Origin of the sequence: Streptosporangium subroseum, from assembly GCF_900188345.1 — a bacterium.
GTDB lineage: Bacteria > Actinomycetota > Actinomycetes > Streptosporangiales > Streptosporangiaceae > Streptosporangium > Streptosporangium subroseum.
Window position 1 is genome coordinate 348,702 of sequence record NZ_FZOD01000001.1, and the last position, 16,079, is coordinate 364,780.

Here is a 16,079-nt window from a genome sequence, read left to right on the forward strand (position 1 = left end):
CGCGGACCAGACCCTGGACCGGCTCAATGATCGGCTGGGTTCGCCCGTTGTCCGCGATGCCTACCGCTCTGATCAGGTGGAAGAGCTCTGCTCGTCGTCGCGCGGTACGGCCGGGCGGGGCGGGAAGAGCTCGTCCATCCGCGTGCGGGTGGTCGTGACGCGGTTGCCGACGTCGAAGGAGCGGACGTGGACGCGGCGGCCTATCGGCTCGTCCGTGCCGAGCAGGTCGAGCATCTCCTCGTCGCCGTCCTCGGTTTTCGCGAGGAACCGGCGGCCGTCGGTCTCCAGCCGCCCGACCACGATGCCGGTGCGCCCGCGACGGCCGTGTTTGACGGTGAAGGTCTCGATCGTGCCCCAGCCGTCGGCCTCCACGGCCACGTCGACGCCCGGCCAGGAGTCGATCTCGGCCTGCAGCGCGGCGCTGTCGTCGGCGTGCCATTCGGCGGGCGTGGTGGAGTAGACGCCGACGGAGTATTTGCTCAGCGACCCGCCGTTCGCGCCGACCAGCCCGTACGTGCCGGGCTCGGCGCGCAGGCGCTGGACGGTTTCTGCGATGGCGTGCATCGAGTAGTTGTTGCCCGCGCCGCCGAAGAAGGGCAGCCCGCCGGTGATCGTCAGCCCGCGCGGATCGTCGGCGGTCAGGCCGAGCCCGTCGCAGATGTTGGACACCGCGATCGGGAAGCAGCTGTAGAGGTCGATGGTGTGAAGGTCGTCGACACCGATCCCCGCCACGTCGAGGGCGTGCCTGACGGCCATGACCGAGGCGGGGCTCACGCTGAGGTCGACGCGGTCCAGCAGGTCGCGCTCGCGCAGGTCGGCATGGCCGTGCAGGAACACCCACCGGTCCTCGGGAACGCCGAGCCGCCGGGCGGCGCCGGCCGACATGAGCAGTACGGCCGCGCCCTGGTTGACCTTCTCCCGCGCCACGACGTACCGGGTGTAGGGATCGGCGATGATTCGGTTCTTCTCGGTCGGGGTGACGAGCTCCCGCGCGGAGCGCTCGACCGGGGCGGCGGCGTGCGGGTTGGCGGCGGCGACGCGGGTGAACGGCGCGAACAGCGCGCCCATCCCGTCGGCGTACTCCTGCCGGGTCTGCTTGAGCCGCGCGCGCCGGGCGTTGTCGAACAGGGCGTACTGGCTCGGTGCGCCGGCCAGGCCGTGGGAGGCCTGCAACCGGGAGACGAGACCTTCGAGACCGTAGCCGCGGTCCTCCAGGTCTCCGCCGACGGTCTCGCCGAAGTCCGGCCGGTCGTCGGCGCTCGCGAGGTGCCGGATGGTGGAGATGGCCTCCGAGCCGAAGAGGAGCACGGCCTCGGCGGACCCGGCCGCGATGACGGCGGCGAACTCGTTCACCAGGTGCTGCGGTCCCTGGCCGCCCGTCACCTCAAGGATCGCGCGGGCCGGCCTCACACCTACCCGGTTGGCCACCGATCTCGGGTAGTTGTCGGATCTGCCCATCGAGGAGGGCACGCCCGGAACGGAGATCTCGAACTGGCGCACGCCCACGACGACCTCGACGGTCGCGACCACCGCTAAGGGATCGGCACCCGCGTCGGCGATGGCCGCTCCCGCCGCCTCGGCGGCCAGTTCGACGGGTGACAGGCGCCGGTAGCCGGCCTCGTCGACCCGCTCCGAGATCTGCCCGACCCCTACGAGGATCGGCGTGCGGGGATCGATGTCCTGGCTGGTCATTTTCGACCTCCACATGGCGTGCAACAGGCGGCCAACCCATTTATAGACGTAAAACATCTATGGATTCCGACAGGGGACTGAGCCCTTTCATCCTGAGCAACGGCCCTCTTCAACCGGTCGCAGGATGAGGATGGCCTGTACAGGTGCGACGCGGGCGGCAGCGCGGCGTGGTCAGCGCCTTTCACGCCTTCAAGATCGCAACAGTGCGCTCGCCGACGACTCGGAGGCGTGCACGTCCTTCCGTGCTACCGACCGTGCAAGTCGGCGGTCAGAACCGGTTTCCTCCAGACCCTGACACCGCGCCCGCCCCTATGGCGGACGCGGCAGGAACGGGGCCGTCTAAGCGATAGAGCCGGTCCAGTGGCACGATGGAAATCGGAGGGCCGTCCGGGACGATGTCCGTGGACAGGCGTTCCCCACTGACCGCGGTCCGCACGGCGTACGGTGTGGCGTTCTTCAGGTTGGCGGCCCCGTCGGCGAACCAGAACCTCGCGACCTGCTGAGCCGCCGTCACCGTGGAGGCCAACGGGACTATCGCCACACTCGCGGCCCGTGCCGGCAGAGAACGCAGTCGAATCCCGGTAGTCGGCAGGAGGGCGAAGTCGCCTGAAACAAGCAGGGCGCCAGGCGGCGGCCAGGCGGGGCGAACTCATCTGGGCTTATGGACGCCTCGGACATAGCGTGGTAATACCGCAAGATGGATCTTGTCTGGGCAGCGGTCGCGTGGGTGGTGTGGTTCGCCGCATATCGCTGGGCGATCTCCCTGACCGACCGGAGAGAATCTCCGCAGGTCTCCCCCGGTCCGGTGCCTCCCAGCGTGCTCGGCCTGGTGAGGGGCCTGCCCGCCCGGCACCTTTACCTGACGGCTCTGCTGGACCTGGCCGAACGCGGATGGCTCGACGTGGACCGGGAACGTGTCTCGAACTCCGCGCACCAGCCCGAGGAGCCGCTGCGGCCGTTCGAGAGGTGGGCGCTGGAGCAGGTCACAGCCCGCATGGCCGGCATGGACGAGGCTCCGCTGGAGGCGGTGGTGCCGGATCCGGACCACCTACAGGCCGAGTTCGTTCCCCTGGTACGGCAGAGCTCGGACGAGCTCGGCCTGACGGAGCGACGCTGGCGCACCAGGACCGTCCCGGTCCTGCTGGCCGTCCTCCTCTTTGTCCCCGGCATCCTGACACTGAATGTGGTGAGCTGGGTCGTCGTACAGTTCTTCGGCCTTGTTGGGCTGGTCTGGGCGGCATGGACGGTGGGCGGTGGCGCGCCAAGGCGCAGGGTGACTCCGGCAGGCCGGGCGTTCGCCGACACGCACAGCGAGGCGGTGACCGGCGGCGACCAGCACACCAACGCGATCGCGGCGGCGTTAGAGCAGTCCGGAGACGCTGAGACGTGGTCGTCGCGGGGCGGATGGCACAGGGTCGAGGTCGACCGGAGCCCCGCGCCGGACTCCCCGTGGTCCTCCGCCCTCGGCGCGGTCCTCTGTCTCGGCGTCGGCACCGGGGTGCAATGGATCGACTACTGGCAGGCGCGAGCCATCGGCGGGCTCTTCCTGGTGGCGGGGATCACCGCCCTGGTCGGGGCGGTTCGTGGGTTTCGCCGCATACGCCGGACGCCCGCTCGGGCAGAGGTGACCGGTCAAGTGGTCTCGCTGTGGACTCACGAGGTGAGAACGGGTTCGGACCCTCCCCGCTCACGCACGGACCACTACGTCGCGGTGGACGACGGGCAATCCGAGCCGGTGCCGTCATATCAGGTCGGCGAGCGTTTCTACCGCCGCGTGCGGCCAGGCGACTCGGTGCGGCTGCTGGTCAACCCACGCACCCGAAGTCTCGTCGAGGTCATCTCGCACGAACGGCACTCCTAGAACCTCCACCTGCGCACTCACGGAGCATCCGAGCGCCTCCTACGCATTGGATTTGTCAGCCGCCTCATGAGGGACGGACCCAAGCCGGCTCACGATTCCGCGAGGCACTGTCCGCGTACGCCCGCCGGGGTCCGGCACGCCTCGGCCCTGCCGCCCCGAGTCGGGCGCCGCCGTACGAGGACGGCACTCCGGCCTGATCCGGTCGCCGCGAACGTCTCCTAAAACGCGACAAATGTTACTAAGGTAACGATGATCTCTTTATTTCTCGGTAGTCACCGGAGCATGAGACCCATCTCCCCTGACCTGACCTCGTGATCTCCGGTGACCGACCACCACCCCCCAGGAGACATGATCGTGCGATCCCGGGTGCTCCCCGCCCTCATCCTCTCGCTGCTCACCGCCGGTTCCGTCGCCCTGCCCGCCTCGGCGCAGACGCAACCGGCCACTCAGGCCGCCGTGACAGCCGAGGACACCCTGCTGGCCCGGCTCAAGGCCATTCCCGGCCTGAGCGTGGTCTCCGAGACCCAGCCGACCGGCTACCGGTTCTTCAATCTCAGCCTCACCCAACCGGTGGACCACCGCGACCCCCGCCGGGGGACGTACCAGCAGCGGCTCACCCTGCTGCACCGGTCCGACGACGCGCCGGTGGTGCTCTTCACCGGCGGGTACGGCCTGGCCGTGAACCCGACCGCCTCCCGGACCGAGCCGACGCGGCTGCTCGACGGCAACCAGGTCTCGGTCGAGCACCGGTTCTTCCGCTCGTCCCGGCCGGATCCGGCGAACTGGAGCAAGCTCGATATCTGGCAGGAGGCCAGTGACGAGCACCGCATCGTCCAGGCGCTCAAGACGGTCTACTCGGGCAAGTGGATCCAGACGGGTGCGAGCAAGGGTGGCATGACCTCGGTTTACCACCGGCGCTTCTACCCCGGCGACGTGGACGGCGTGGTGGCCTATGTCGCGCCGAACGACCGGGTCAACCCCTCCGACGGCGCCTACGACACGTTCTTCGAAAAGGTCGGCGACGCCGCCTGCCGTACCTCGCTGGAGAACGTGCAGAAGGAGGCGCTCAAGCGCCGCAAGCGGCTGGTGCCCAAGCTGGAGGCGGCCGCCGCGCTGAACAACCAGACCTTCACCCGGACGCTGGGCACCGCCGACCGGTCGTTCGAGATGACGGTGCTCGACACGGTGTGGGCGTTCTGGCAGTACTCCAGCGTGGCCGACTGCGCGACCGTGCCGCCCGCCACGGCCTCCGACGACGAGATCTACAACTGGATCGACTCCGTCGCGGGCTTCCTGTTCTACACCGACCAGGGCATGGAGTACTACGCGCCGTACTACTACCAGGCGGCCAACCAGCTCGGCTGGCCCGAGCTGAAGTTCAAGCACCTGCGCGGCCTGACCCGCTATCCCGGTCTCTACCAGCCCAACTCGGTCCTGCCCGCCGAGCTGCGCTCCGCGCACAAACCGTTGCCGATGCTGGACGTGGACCACTGGGTGCGCAGGCAGTCGAGCACGATGATGTTCGTCTACGGCGCGAACGACCCGTGGAGCGCGGAGCGGTTCACGCCCAGCAGGAGAGACTCCTACCTGTACGTCGCGCCAGGCGCCAACCACGGAGCCAACATCGCCGGTCTGACCGAGACCGACCGCCAGGCGGCGACGGCGACCCTGCGGCGCTGGGCCGGGGTGGCCGACGTCCCGCCGACCGCGCGGAACACCCCGTCGCCGTCGTCCATCCCCGACGACAACATGCTCCCCGTCCGCCGTCCGTCCTGAGCCCGCGGCCTGCCGTACGGCTCACCCGAGCCGTACGGCAGGCGAGGCGTTCGGCGACGACCCGGCCGTTGCCACGCAGGCGATACCGGCCGTCCGTGCGCTGAGGGCTGCTCTACGCCGACGAGGGGCGGCCGACGCCCGTAGGAACGCGTGGGCCGCCGTCTGATGACGTGGTCGAAAACTCCGGGACGTTCCCGTCAGCTCATAGGCGGATCGGTGAGCCCGGCGCGGTCGAAACGCTCGATGAGACTGGGCTTACGCAGATGCTCCTGACGCAGGAGCATGAAGCGCCTCGTGAACCCGTCGAGACGGTCGGCCCGCTCGGCCACGGCCCTCAGGTCCCCCAGAAGCTCGACGGCTGCGTCGTACTCGCCCGGTTTCCTGGTGCCGATCATCGTGTTGACCCGTAGCCAGGCTCCGTCCTCGTCCTGCGCCAGCGCTTCCAGCCGCTTCTCCCGGGCCAGTGCCCGCTCCCGTTCGCGACGGGCTTCTTCCTCGGCCCGTCCGGCCGCGATGCGGCGTCCGCGCTCCTGACGGCGCTCGGCCGCGGCGTCCAGCAGTTCAGCCACGCTACGCCGGGGAAGATCACCATGGTCGTTCTTGGGTTCGCCGTGGAACCGGCGCAACAGTTCCATGCGGACCGCAGCCGCCTGGTCCCGGACGACCCGCAGCAGCAGGTCGGATTTCTCGGGCTCGGTCAGGTTCGCGATCCACGTGGCCAGCTCGCGCGGATCGTCCCGCACGACGGCCTGCGCCGGACTCGCCTCGGCCGCGACAGCAAGCAGATCAGCGTCGATGCGGAGGAAATCGGCCAGGGCCTGCTGCCCCGCGCTCAGCGATCCCAGCCCCGCCGGCACCGGAGGTTCGAGCTCGTCCTCATCGGCGTAGCCGAAGGCATCCTCATCACGCTCCCAGGCGCCAAAGGCCGACAACCAGGCCAGGTAGAGGGGTCGCAGATCGCCGGCGCCGAGCTCGGCGCGGACAGCGACGATGGCCGACAGGGAGTCCTCCGCGCCCTCATCCCATTCGCCCGACTCATCTTCGCTGCTCAGGTCAAGGATGAGATGTTCATTCGAAACCCACGCCGTTACCTGGTTTCCGACGCAGTACTGCTCGGCGACATCGAGATCGAGGAGCGTTCGCGGCAGCCGGAGCATCACCCGGTGAGTGCCCCAGTCGGCCAGATACAGATGGGCGTCGTAGTAGCGCTCCATCATCCGATTCGGATCACCGCGGAAGTCGCCCCAGTGGTATTCGTTGGTGAAAGTGGTGGCGGTGATCCGGGCCCGAGTGGACAGCGTACGGACCTCCGACTGCTGACGGGCGTCCAGTGGACGGTCCACCGCCAGAAACTCGTAGTACTGGTACGTACTCACCGTCAGGGTCCCCAGTGCCGGTAGGCGTCGATCCACTCCGAGCCTTCGGGCCGCGGAGTCGGCAACGGAAGATCGAGGATGCCGATCGCCTGCCGATACGACCCGCGGATACAGATCGCCACGATCCCGCTCCCCATGAGCAGCTCGATCTTCTTGACGGTGACCTCGACGCCCAGAACGGTTGTCTGGAACGGCATCGCCAGGTTGTCGGCGATCATGACGTGGAACCCGGAAAGCTGCTCACCCTCGTTGTAAGCGTCGACCGTGGCCTCTTCGACCAACGCGTCCAGCTCCGCCTTGCTCAGTTTTGTCACGGCGACCAAGCCTAGCCAGGGCAGCACGGGACCATGATGTCATCTCGGCTTCCGCATCGGACACAGAGCACTGCGGTGTAGTGTCCGCTGATCGTGACGCCGCCCCAGAGGGTCGGGAGCTTCCATCGGAGACCTTCGGGCAGGTGTCCGGCACCGTGGCGAATCCCAGCTCCCTGTGCCGAATCTAGCGGCAACGGTTGGCCGAGGCCACCACGTTCAGCAGCATCGGCTTGAGCGCTCAGTAGGCGGTGACGCCCATGCCCTGCTCCACGAAACGGTGAACGTCGGTGTAGGGATCCCTACTGGGCAGCGCCAAGTGCTGGGGATGCCGACCGTTCATCTCCAGCGCACGCTTCCATGCGATCTCGAACCTGCCACTGATCTGTTCGGAAACGACGTGTTTGATGCCGCCCGGCACCTGGTGAAACTCCTGGGGAAGCCGCTGCTCGACCTGACCGCAGACGCCGCCGAAGGTACCGCTTGCCGACTTGAGGTGCAGCAGTCGCCAGATCTCAAAGCATGGATTGGAGAAGGCGACCTCAACGCCGTGCCGCTTCGCTCGCGTCAACAGGCTGTTCAGCTCGTTCTGCTCCCGGCCGTCATGATCAAAGATGCACCAGACCTGTGTCCGCATCGGCTGCGGCAGATTCGCCTTGCTGTCCTCCTGCTTTTTCTCCTCCAACAACTTGATGGCCAGGGAGAGGAGATCGGCAGGAGTGCGGTTGGAATCCGATGCCCGTTCGTTTGCGATACGGACGTTCGCAGGCACGTGCACCAGCGCCTTGATTGTCTCGATGTACTTCGGCTCTGTGACTTTACCCTCGGTAAAGACGAAGACGGCGCGCTGTCGTCGGCTCCCCTTGGGCGCCGGGAGAAGAACGTCCTTGCCTCTTGCCTTCTTGGCCATCAGCTCTGACCCGGCTCCCGCCTTGCCGCTATTCGCCTGGCGATCTGGCCCTCCAGCACGTCGGGCACCGCACCGAACGCCCCTTCCAGATATGACACCGTCAGGTTCTCCTCCTTGCCCGGCTGCGCCTCTGTCAGGGAGTACAGCTGCGTGGCGCCGTCCTCGTCCTTCTCCGTCAGCCAGACCTGCTCCGGTTCCAGCAGTCGCTCGCCGCTCGGACTGCTCAGCAGGGTCGCATCGTGCGAGGTGAAGATTAGCTGCGCGCCCGCTGGATTGGCATCCGGATCGGCGAAGATGCGGATGACCTCGGCCGCTATCCGGGAGTGCAGGCTGGCGTCCAACTCGTCGATCAGCAGCACCGCCCCCATCTCCAGGGCTTGCAGCATCGGACCGAGCAGCGCGAACCAGGAGCGGGTCCCGAAGGACTCCTGCTGCCAGTCGAAGGCGACCTCCCCCCCACCCGCCGACCGATGCAACAGCTGGATCGGATGCCGTCCCCCCTGCGGCGTTTTCCCTCGATCGACATCAACGCCGGTGATACCGAGGTCGGCAACCCGTAGCAACTCCCGGATACGCGGGCCCAGATCCCCCTCCAGCTGCAACGCAGTGGACCCCCAGCGTTTCTCCGGCTCCACCTCCGGGCCGACGAAGAACCCCAGGTTGTTCTGGAACCAAGAGAAGAGTGCGGAAAGCTGTGGATGGTTGTCAGTACCGGCGGTGGAGAGCAGCAGTGCGTCGGGACGCGTACGGCGTGCAAGCTGGGCGCGGTCCCGGACCCGGTTCCCGGGCCAGTGGTAGGGCTCGGGCCGGGATGCGTCCCTGTCCAGCCACTCCTGACGGCGGCCCCGCGGATAACTGTGCACCCACTCGGCCTCGACCCGCTCAGGGCCCAACTCGAATCCATATGTCCAGCGCACACCGTCGATGACAACGTCGACTTCAAAGAAGGACGGCTCGCCAACGCACTTGGAGTCCAAGCTGAAGACATAGCGCGGCACACCTCGGAACGAGGCCCAGAGCGCGTAGGAGTTGAGCACGGCGTCCCGCATGTCGCGCAGGGCAGCGAGGACATTGGACTTCCCCGAAGCATTGGCGCCGAAGACTCCGATCAGGGGATAAACCCAGGTCGGTCCATCGGCCAGCTCTACCTTGCGGGCGGCGGCCGTCTCCGGAGACGCGATGAACGTCAATTCTTGCTCATCCCGCAGGGATCGTACATTCGCGGCTCGGAATCTCAGCAACATGCCGTCCACCTCACGCGGCACAGCGTAGCGGGCAGGATCTTCTGCGTCCTCACCGTGACACCGCTATCAGGAACATCGGCCGCATCCATCAGGCAAAATGACACGGTGATGGACCTATCGCAGTCGACTCACCGGGATCTTCAGCCTTTCGCCCATCTAAGCGCACCGAACGCGCCACTCTACCGTCAGGTGCTCCGCGCGTTCGCGCAGGCGAAAGAGCGCTTCACCGTGCATCTGCGGCCCGAAGACGTCGCCGCCGAGGTGGGGAGAGACAGCGACGACCAGCTCACGCAGGCGCTGGAGAAGCTAACCGAGTGGGGAAATCTGCGCGCTGACGCCGACACCGGCAGGGTGACCTCCGTCGAGGACTTTCACCGCAAGCGGTTCCTGTTCCAGCTCACAGCGGCCGGTCAGGCGGCTGAGCAGGCCATCGCCTTCTACGAGGAGGCGATCGGCCGGCGAGGTGCACTGCAGTCGGTGGCCCTCGGCGACATCGCCGAACAGCTCCACTCCCTGGCGGCGCTGGCGAAACAGGCCGACCCGGATCCCGCCAAGACGCACCTGCTGCTGCTCTCCCTGGCCGAGCGGTTCGCCTCGCTCGCCGACAACGCCCAGGCCTTCATGTCGTCGCTGCGCCGCGCAATCGATTTTTCCGACGGCGACGTCGAGGGTTTCATCGCCTACAAGGAGCGGCTGATCGACTACATCAACCGCTTCATCGCCGATCTCGCCAACTCCGGTGCCCGTATCGCCACGCTCCTGACCGAGTTGGAGGCGAGCGATCACGAGAAGCTGCTGCGTCTGGCCGCGCGGCGGGAGGCCGCCGACGCCATACCGGAGGGAGCGGACGCGGCCGACGCGTACGCCAGGGCTGAAGCGGAGGCGCTCGGCTCGTGGCAGAACCGCTGGCGCGGCCTGAAGGACTGGTTCGTCTCCCGCGGCACCAGCCACCCCTCGCAGGCCCGGCTACTGAGGCAGGCGGCCGTGACGGCGATCAAACAGCTGATCGACGCGGTTGGCCTGATCAACGAGCGCCGTTCGGGCCGCTCCGACCGCTCGGCCGACTTCCGCACCCTGGCCCGCTGGTTCGCCGAGGCGCCGGACGAGGCGGCGACACACCGGCTGTGGCGTGCGGCCTTCGGCCTGTCGTCCGCGCGGCACCTCTCCGTCACCGCCGAGACCGTGAGCGCCTGGCAGGAGGAGGATCTGGCCCCGAACACACCCTGGCACGCCGCCCCACCGGTCCGGATCTCCCCGCAGTTGCGCAGGACCGGCTCCTACGAACGGCGGGGAAAACCCAACCGGGTGCAGGACCGCTCGCAGGCCCGCGCCTTCCTGCGGGAGCAGGTGGAGCGCGAGGCCGCGGAGACCGCCGGGGCCCGCGCCGCACTCCGTACCGACGGGCCGATTCTCCTGTCGGAGCTGGACGTCCTCGATCCGCGGGCGTTCCGGCTCTTCCTCGCGCTGCTCGGCGACGCCCTGGCCGCCCGCCTGCCCGGCGACACCGAGGTGAAGACCGTGACCGGCGACGGTTCGATGGAGGTACGGCTCTCGCTCGTCCCGGACGGCGGCCACATCGAGATCCGCACCGACGACGGGGTGCTCACCGGCCCCGAACACCTCGTTGAGATCATCGATCTGATGGCGGCGCCGTGATCCGCGATGAGGAGCTGGCGCAGCGGCGGGCCGCGCTACGGGCCCTGCTGGCCAAACCGCTGCTCACCGTCGAGAACGACGCGGACAAGCTCGTGCTCGTCCGCCGCCACCTGGCCGAGCTGCGCGACTGGCTGAGCCGTGAGACCGGCTGGCGGTTGCTGGCCGATGCGGAGGCGGCCCGGCTGTTCAAGACCGCCCCGGCTCTCCACGACGCCACCCATCCGGCCCGCGGCCGGGCCAAGGAGCCCTTCGGCCGCCGCCGTTATGTCGTGCTCTGCCTCGCACTTGCCGTGCTCGAAAGGGCGGATGCCCAGACCACACTTGGCCGGCTCGCGGAGGAGGTGCTCGACGCGACGGCCGGACCGGAGCTCGGCGTCGCGTTCACCCTGGACAGCCGGGCGGAGAGGGCCGACCTGGTGGCCGTCGTGCGCACGCTGCTCGACTGGGGCGCGCTGCGCAGGGTCGCCGGCGACGAGGACGCCTACCTTTCGGCCACCGGCGACGTCCTCTACGACGTGCGCAGGTCCGTGCTGGCCACGCTCCTCGCTCCGGCGCGCGGCCCTTCGACGATCAACGCCACCGCCTTTGAGGAGCGGCTGGCCGAGCTGACCGCCGAACCCGTCGCCGACACCGACGACCTGCGTAATCAGGCGATGCGCCGCAGGCTCACCCGCAGGCTTCTGGAAGATCCCGTTGTCTACTACGACGACCTCGACGAGGCTGAGCGTGCCTATCTCGTCTCCCAGCGCCAGGCGATCACTCGCAGGATCGAGGAGGCGACCGGGCTCCTGCCCGAGATCCGCGCCGAGGGCATCGCGATGGTCGACCCCGACGACGAGCTGACCGATGTGCGCATGCCCGAGCAACGCACCGACGGGCACGTGACGCTGCTGGTGGCCGAGCACCTGGCTGTCCACGGCGAGACGAGCACGGATGAGTTGCGTGCTTTCGTACGGCGGGCCGCCGCCGATCACACCACCTTCTGGCGCAAGGGAGTGACCGAGCCGGGCGCCGACGAGGAGCTCCTGGCCGTCGCGCTGGACAGGCTGGTGGCGCTCAGGCTGGCTGAGATCCACCCGGATCGTGTACGTGGTCTCCCGGCGATCGCCCGCTACGCCCTCGACAAGCCGACCATCCGCGAACCAGGAAAGGCCCGGCGGTGACGCACCCGATTCCGACCTCCGAACGCTGGAAACCCCTCAGGGCGGGGCTCGTCGACATGTTCCACTACGACGTCGAGGAGTTCCGGTTCCACGACGGACGGCTACTGCTGCGCGGCAACAACGGCACGGGCAAGTCGAAGGTCCTCGCTCTGACGCTGCCGTTCCTTCTCGACGGGGAGCTCGCGCCGCACCGCGTGGAGCCCGACGGCGACCGCCAGAAGCGGATGGAGTGGAACCTCCTGCTGGGCGGCAAGCATCCGCACCCCGAGCGGCTCGGCTACACCTGGATGGAGTTCGGCAGGCGAGCCGCCGACGGCACCATGGAGTTCCGTACCATCGGCTGCGGTCTGAAGGCGGTGAAGGACCGCGGCATCGTCAGGCACTGGTTCTTCGTCACCCCCCAGCGGGTCGGCGCCGGACTGGATCTCCTCTCCCCCGCCGGTGTCTCTCTCACCAGGGAGAAGCTGCGCGAGGCCGTCGACGGGCACGGCGTGGTCTATGACCGGGCTTCCGACTACCGCAGGGCCGTGGACGAGGCGCTGTTCGGCCTCGGCGAGCATCGCTACGAGTCCCTGGTCAACCTCCTCATCCAGCTCCGCCAGCCGCAGCTGTCCAAGAAGCCGGACGAGCGGCTGCTCTCCCGTGCCCTCACCGAAGCGCTGCCCCCGCTGAGCCCTTCCCTGATCAACACGGTGGCCGAGGCGTTCCGCGGACTCGACGAGGAGCGCGACGCCCTCCAGGCGCTGGAGGAGGCCAGCGGGGCCGCGATCGACTTCCTCGGCTGCTACAGCAGATACGCGAGGATCGCCGCGAAGCGCAAGGCCGCGGTGCCCCGTACGGCCCAGAGCCGCTACGAACAGCTCGGCCGTGACGTCAACGAGGCCGAGAGCCGTTACACCGTGGCTCAGGGCGACCTGAAGACGGCGCGGGAGTCACTGACCGAACTGGCGGCGGCGCGGACGCGACTGGAGGCCCGGAAGGAAGCCCTCGAAAAAAGCCCCGAGATGCGCGACGCCAAGCAACTCGACCTGGTCTGCGAGGAAGCCCGGCGGCAGGCCGAGCACGCGCGGGACCGGGAAAGGGACAGGGACGGCCTGGCCGCGGAGACCCGGCGCCGCCAGGGCCGGGCGGACATCGCCGGGAGCAAGGCCGCGCAGACCGCGCGCGAGCTGTCCACCGCGCGAGACTCGGCCGCGTGGGCCGCTCGTCAGGCTCTGTGCGAACAGGCACACCTCGACGTCGTGGCCCGCTGGGAGGAAGACCTCGCCGGGGCTCGCCGTGCCGCCGAGAACCTGTCCGATCGGCAGTCCCAGGCGGTGGCCGAGCTCGACCGCCTGTTCGAGGTAGTCGCCCGAGCCCAGGCTCGGCTTGGCTCCGCCCGCATCGAGGTGGACCGGCTGACCCACGAGCTCCAGGCGTCCGCCGAGCGCATTCTCACCGCCGAGCAGGACACGGATGGGCGGGCCTCCGAACTGATCGACGCCTACATCGGCTACCTCGCCGAGGTGGCCGAGCTGCGGATCGACGACCCGGACGCGGTGCTCGCCACGCTGGAGTCCTGGACCGTCAGCGCCGAGGGCCCCAACCCCGCGGCGTCCGCCGTCAACGACGCCGCCCGGGCGGCCATCACAGAACTGGGCCGCGAGCAGGCGGGGCTGGACGCCGGGTTACGCCTTCATCGGCAGACCGCCTCGGATCTGGCGGAGGAGATCACCCGGCTGGAGGCGGGCGGCCACGACGCCCCGCCCGTCCCGCACACCCGGATGCCCGGCACTCGCGCGGATCGCCCAGGCGCGCCGTTCTGGAAAGCGGTCGACTTCGTCGAGGCGGTCCCCGCCGACCACCGGGCCCATCTGGAGGCCGCACTGGAAGCCTCGGGAATCCTCGACGCCTGGGTCACCCCGTCGGGCACGCTCGTGACGGAGGACGACACCGTCCTGCTCACGGGTACGGCTGTCGCGGGGTTGTCCTGCTCCGCCGTGCTCCGTCCCGCGGTCGACCGCGCCGACCCTCGGGCGGGCGCGCTGCCGGACACCGCCGTTCACGCCGTGCTCGCCGCCATCGGGCTCGGTCCCGGCGCGGCCACCTGGGTCGCGGCGGACGGCCGCTGGGCCAACGGCGTGCTCGCCGGATCCTGGCGCAAGAAGGACGCCGAGCACATCGGTGAAGGCGCGCGGGAGGCGGCGAGGCGGGCGCGCCTCGCCCAGCTGCGAAAAGAGCTGAGCGAAGCGCGCGAGCGGTTGGAGGAGTCGCAACGGGCGCTGGCGGCGCTGGCCGTACGGCAGCGCGCGCTCGCCGAGGAGCACCGCGCGCTACCGTCGGACGCCCGTCTGCGGGAGGCGCACGTCAAACTGGCCTCCCAGCATGAGCGGCAACGCGAGCTGAACGACGCGCACCGCACGGCGCTCGACGCCATGACCGCTCGGCAGACGGAGGTGGACGCGGCTCGGGCGCCGGCGGTCGAGTTCGCCGGGGATGTCGGCCTGCCCATGGAGGCGACGGAGCTCGCGGCGGTGAAGACCGGGGTGGCCGACTACCGTCTCGCCCTGGCCCGGCTCTGGCCCGCGGCCGAGGCGACACTTGACGCGCGAGAGAGAGCGACGGCGGCGGCCGAGGATCTCTCTCACACCCTCGAACGGCACAGGGAGGCCGTCCAGCAGGCGGCGGAGACGCGGGAGCGGGCGGAGGCCGCGGCAGAGACGTACCGGGCGTTGAGGGAGACCGCCGAAGCCGGCGTCAAGGAGCTCTACCGCCGCCTGGACGAGGTACGGCAGGCCATGCGGGAGCGTGACGTCGCCGAACACGCCACCCGACAGGATGAGCGGACCGCCCTGATCGAGCAGAGCAAGGCCGAGGAGAAACGCGACAACCTGCGCGACGAGATCGAACAGGCCGGATCGGTGCGCGACGCAGCGGTCGCCGAGTTCCGTGGGTTCGCCGCCACCGGTCTGCTGCGCGTCGCCATACCCTCGGTGGAGGTTCCCGATCCCGGCGCGGAATGGGCGGCGACCCCCGCGGTCCTCCTCGCCCGAGCGGTCAACGCCGAACTCGACGGCGTCGACGACGGTGACGGCCCATGGGACAGGATCCAGAAGCGGGTCACCGAGGAGCATAAGCTACTCTCCGACGCCATGGCCAGGCATGGTCATTCGGTCGGGCTGACCCTGCGGGACGGGATCATGGTCGTCGATGTGCTGTTCCAAGGGCGCACCAGGGACATTCCCGGCCTGGCGGAGGCTCTGTCGGAGGAGACCGCGAACCGGGCGCAGCTATTGTCGGCCAAGGAGCGCGAACTCCTGGAGAACCACCTTCTCAACGAGGTGGCCGGCACCCTCCATGAGCTGATCGGCGCGGCGGAGACCGAAGTGCGGGAGATGAACGCCGAGTTGGAGTCCCGTCCGACGTCCACCGGTATGCGGCTGCGCCTGATCTGGAAAACCGCCAGAAACGCCCCGGGCGGGCTGGACCGGATCCGAGAGAAGCTCCGCCAGACCGTGGACGCCTGGTCGGTCGAGGACCGCGCCACGGTGGGGGCCTTCCTGCAGGAGGAGATCGCCAGGGAGTATGCCGACAACCCGGCCGCAGGACGGACCGAGCAACTCACCAGGGCGCTGGACTACCGGACCTGGCACGAGTTCGCGATCCAGCGCCTGCAGGATGGCCAGTGGCGCACCGCCACTGGCCCGGCTTCGGGAGGCGAGCGAGTACTCGCCGCCTCCGTACCGCTGTTCGCCGCGGCGTCGGCCCACTACAAGTCGGCGGGCAACCCCCACGCGCCGCGGCTGGTGGCACTCGACGAGGCGTTCGCCGGTGTGGACGACGACTCGCGCGCCAAGTGCCTGGGGTTGCTGGCGACGTTCGACATGGACGTGGTGATGACCAGCGAACGGGAGTGGGGGTGTTACCCGCAGGTGCCGGGGCTGTCGATCTGCCAGCTGTCCAGGCGCGATGGCATCGATGCCGTCCTGGTCACCACGTGGCGATGGGACGGCCGCGAGCGCCGCAGGATGGAACGGCCTGATCTGCGACCTGCCGTGATCGTGCCCGAGCCGGAACACAACGGACTGTTCGCGTGAGTGACCGGCCGGAG

10 protein-coding genes are annotated in these 16,079 nt (G+C 69.0%); 5 read left to right on the forward strand and 5 right to left on the reverse strand.

Going from position 1 to position 16,079, the window contains the following annotated elements; genetic code table 11:
- Nucleotides 1-72: 72 nt before the first annotated feature.
- Nucleotides 73-1,692 carry an acetyl-CoA acetyltransferase gene (locus CHC08_RS01625; RefSeq protein ID WP_089205304.1) on the reverse strand — a complete coding sequence of 540 codons (1,620 nt, stop codon included), beginning with the start codon at nt 1,690-1,692 and terminating at the stop codon, nt 73-75.
- Nucleotides 1,693-2,389: 697 nt separating this feature from the next.
- Here CHC08_RS01625 and CHC08_RS01635 point away from each other — a divergent pair.
- Together CHC08_RS01635 and CHC08_RS01640 are read left to right on the forward strand one after the other, a co-directional pair.
- The gene (locus CHC08_RS01635) at nt 2,390-3,553 is read left to right on the forward strand and encodes a DUF2207 domain-containing protein (RefSeq protein ID WP_143653054.1); all 1,164 of its coding nucleotides are present in this window, start codon (nt 2,390-2,392) and stop codon (nt 3,551-3,553) included.
- A 348-nt stretch (nt 3,554-3,901) separates the two neighbouring features.
- Nucleotides 3,902-5,329, forward strand: a complete 1,428-nt coding sequence (locus CHC08_RS01640; protein ID WP_089205306.1) for a S28 family serine protease — start codon at nt 3,902-3,904, stop codon at nt 5,327-5,329.
- Between the two features lie 197 nt (nt 5,330-5,526).
- Here CHC08_RS01640 and CHC08_RS01645 read toward each other — a convergent pair whose 3' ends face one another.
- From CHC08_RS01645 to CHC08_RS01660, 4 genes are all read right to left on the reverse strand, one after another.
- Nucleotides 5,527-6,705 (reverse strand): hypothetical protein, encoded by a 1,179-nt coding sequence (locus CHC08_RS01645; protein ID WP_089205307.1) that lies wholly within the window; start codon nt 6,703-6,705, stop codon nt 5,527-5,529.
- 2 nt (nt 6,706-6,707) lie between these two features.
- Nucleotides 6,708-7,046, reverse strand: coding sequence for a calcium-binding protein (locus CHC08_RS01650; RefSeq protein ID WP_245878062.1), 339 nt, complete (start codon nt 7,044-7,046; stop codon nt 6,708-6,710).
- A 211-nt stretch (nt 7,047-7,257) separates the two neighbouring features.
- Nucleotides 7,258-7,926 (reverse strand): RloB family protein, encoded by a 669-nt coding sequence (locus CHC08_RS01655; RefSeq protein WP_089205308.1) that lies wholly within the window; start codon nt 7,924-7,926, stop codon nt 7,258-7,260.
- Complete coding sequence (locus tag CHC08_RS01660) at nt 7,926-9,116, reverse strand: AAA family ATPase (protein ID WP_245878063.1); 1,191 nt, start codon at nt 9,114-9,116, stop codon at nt 7,926-7,928. Before CHC08_RS01660 ends, CHC08_RS01655 begins: the two co-directional genes overlap by 1 nt.
- A gap of 162 nt (nt 9,117-9,278) precedes the next feature.
- Here CHC08_RS01660 and CHC08_RS01665 point away from each other — a divergent pair, with 162 nt between their 5' ends.
- From CHC08_RS01665 to CHC08_RS01675, 3 genes are read left to right on the forward strand one after another with little or no spacing between them, the layout of a single operon-like run.
- Complete coding sequence (locus CHC08_RS01665) at nt 9,279-10,826, forward strand: TIGR02677 family protein (RefSeq protein WP_089205309.1); 1,548 nt, start codon at nt 9,279-9,281, stop codon at nt 10,824-10,826.
- Nucleotides 10,823-11,989 carry a TIGR02678 family protein gene (locus CHC08_RS01670; protein ID WP_179281834.1) on the forward strand — a complete coding sequence of 389 codons (1,167 nt, stop codon included), beginning with the start codon at nt 10,823-10,825 and terminating at the stop codon, nt 11,987-11,989. Before CHC08_RS01665 ends, CHC08_RS01670 begins: the two co-directional genes overlap by 4 nt.
- Nucleotides 11,986-16,065: a TIGR02680 family protein gene (locus CHC08_RS01675; protein WP_089205310.1), complete on the forward strand. Its 4,080-nt coding sequence runs from the start codon at nt 11,986-11,988 to the stop codon at nt 16,063-16,065. The genes CHC08_RS01670 and CHC08_RS01675 overlap by 4 nt, the downstream gene beginning before the upstream one ends.
- The last annotated feature ends 14 nt before the right edge of the window (nt 16,066-16,079 follow it).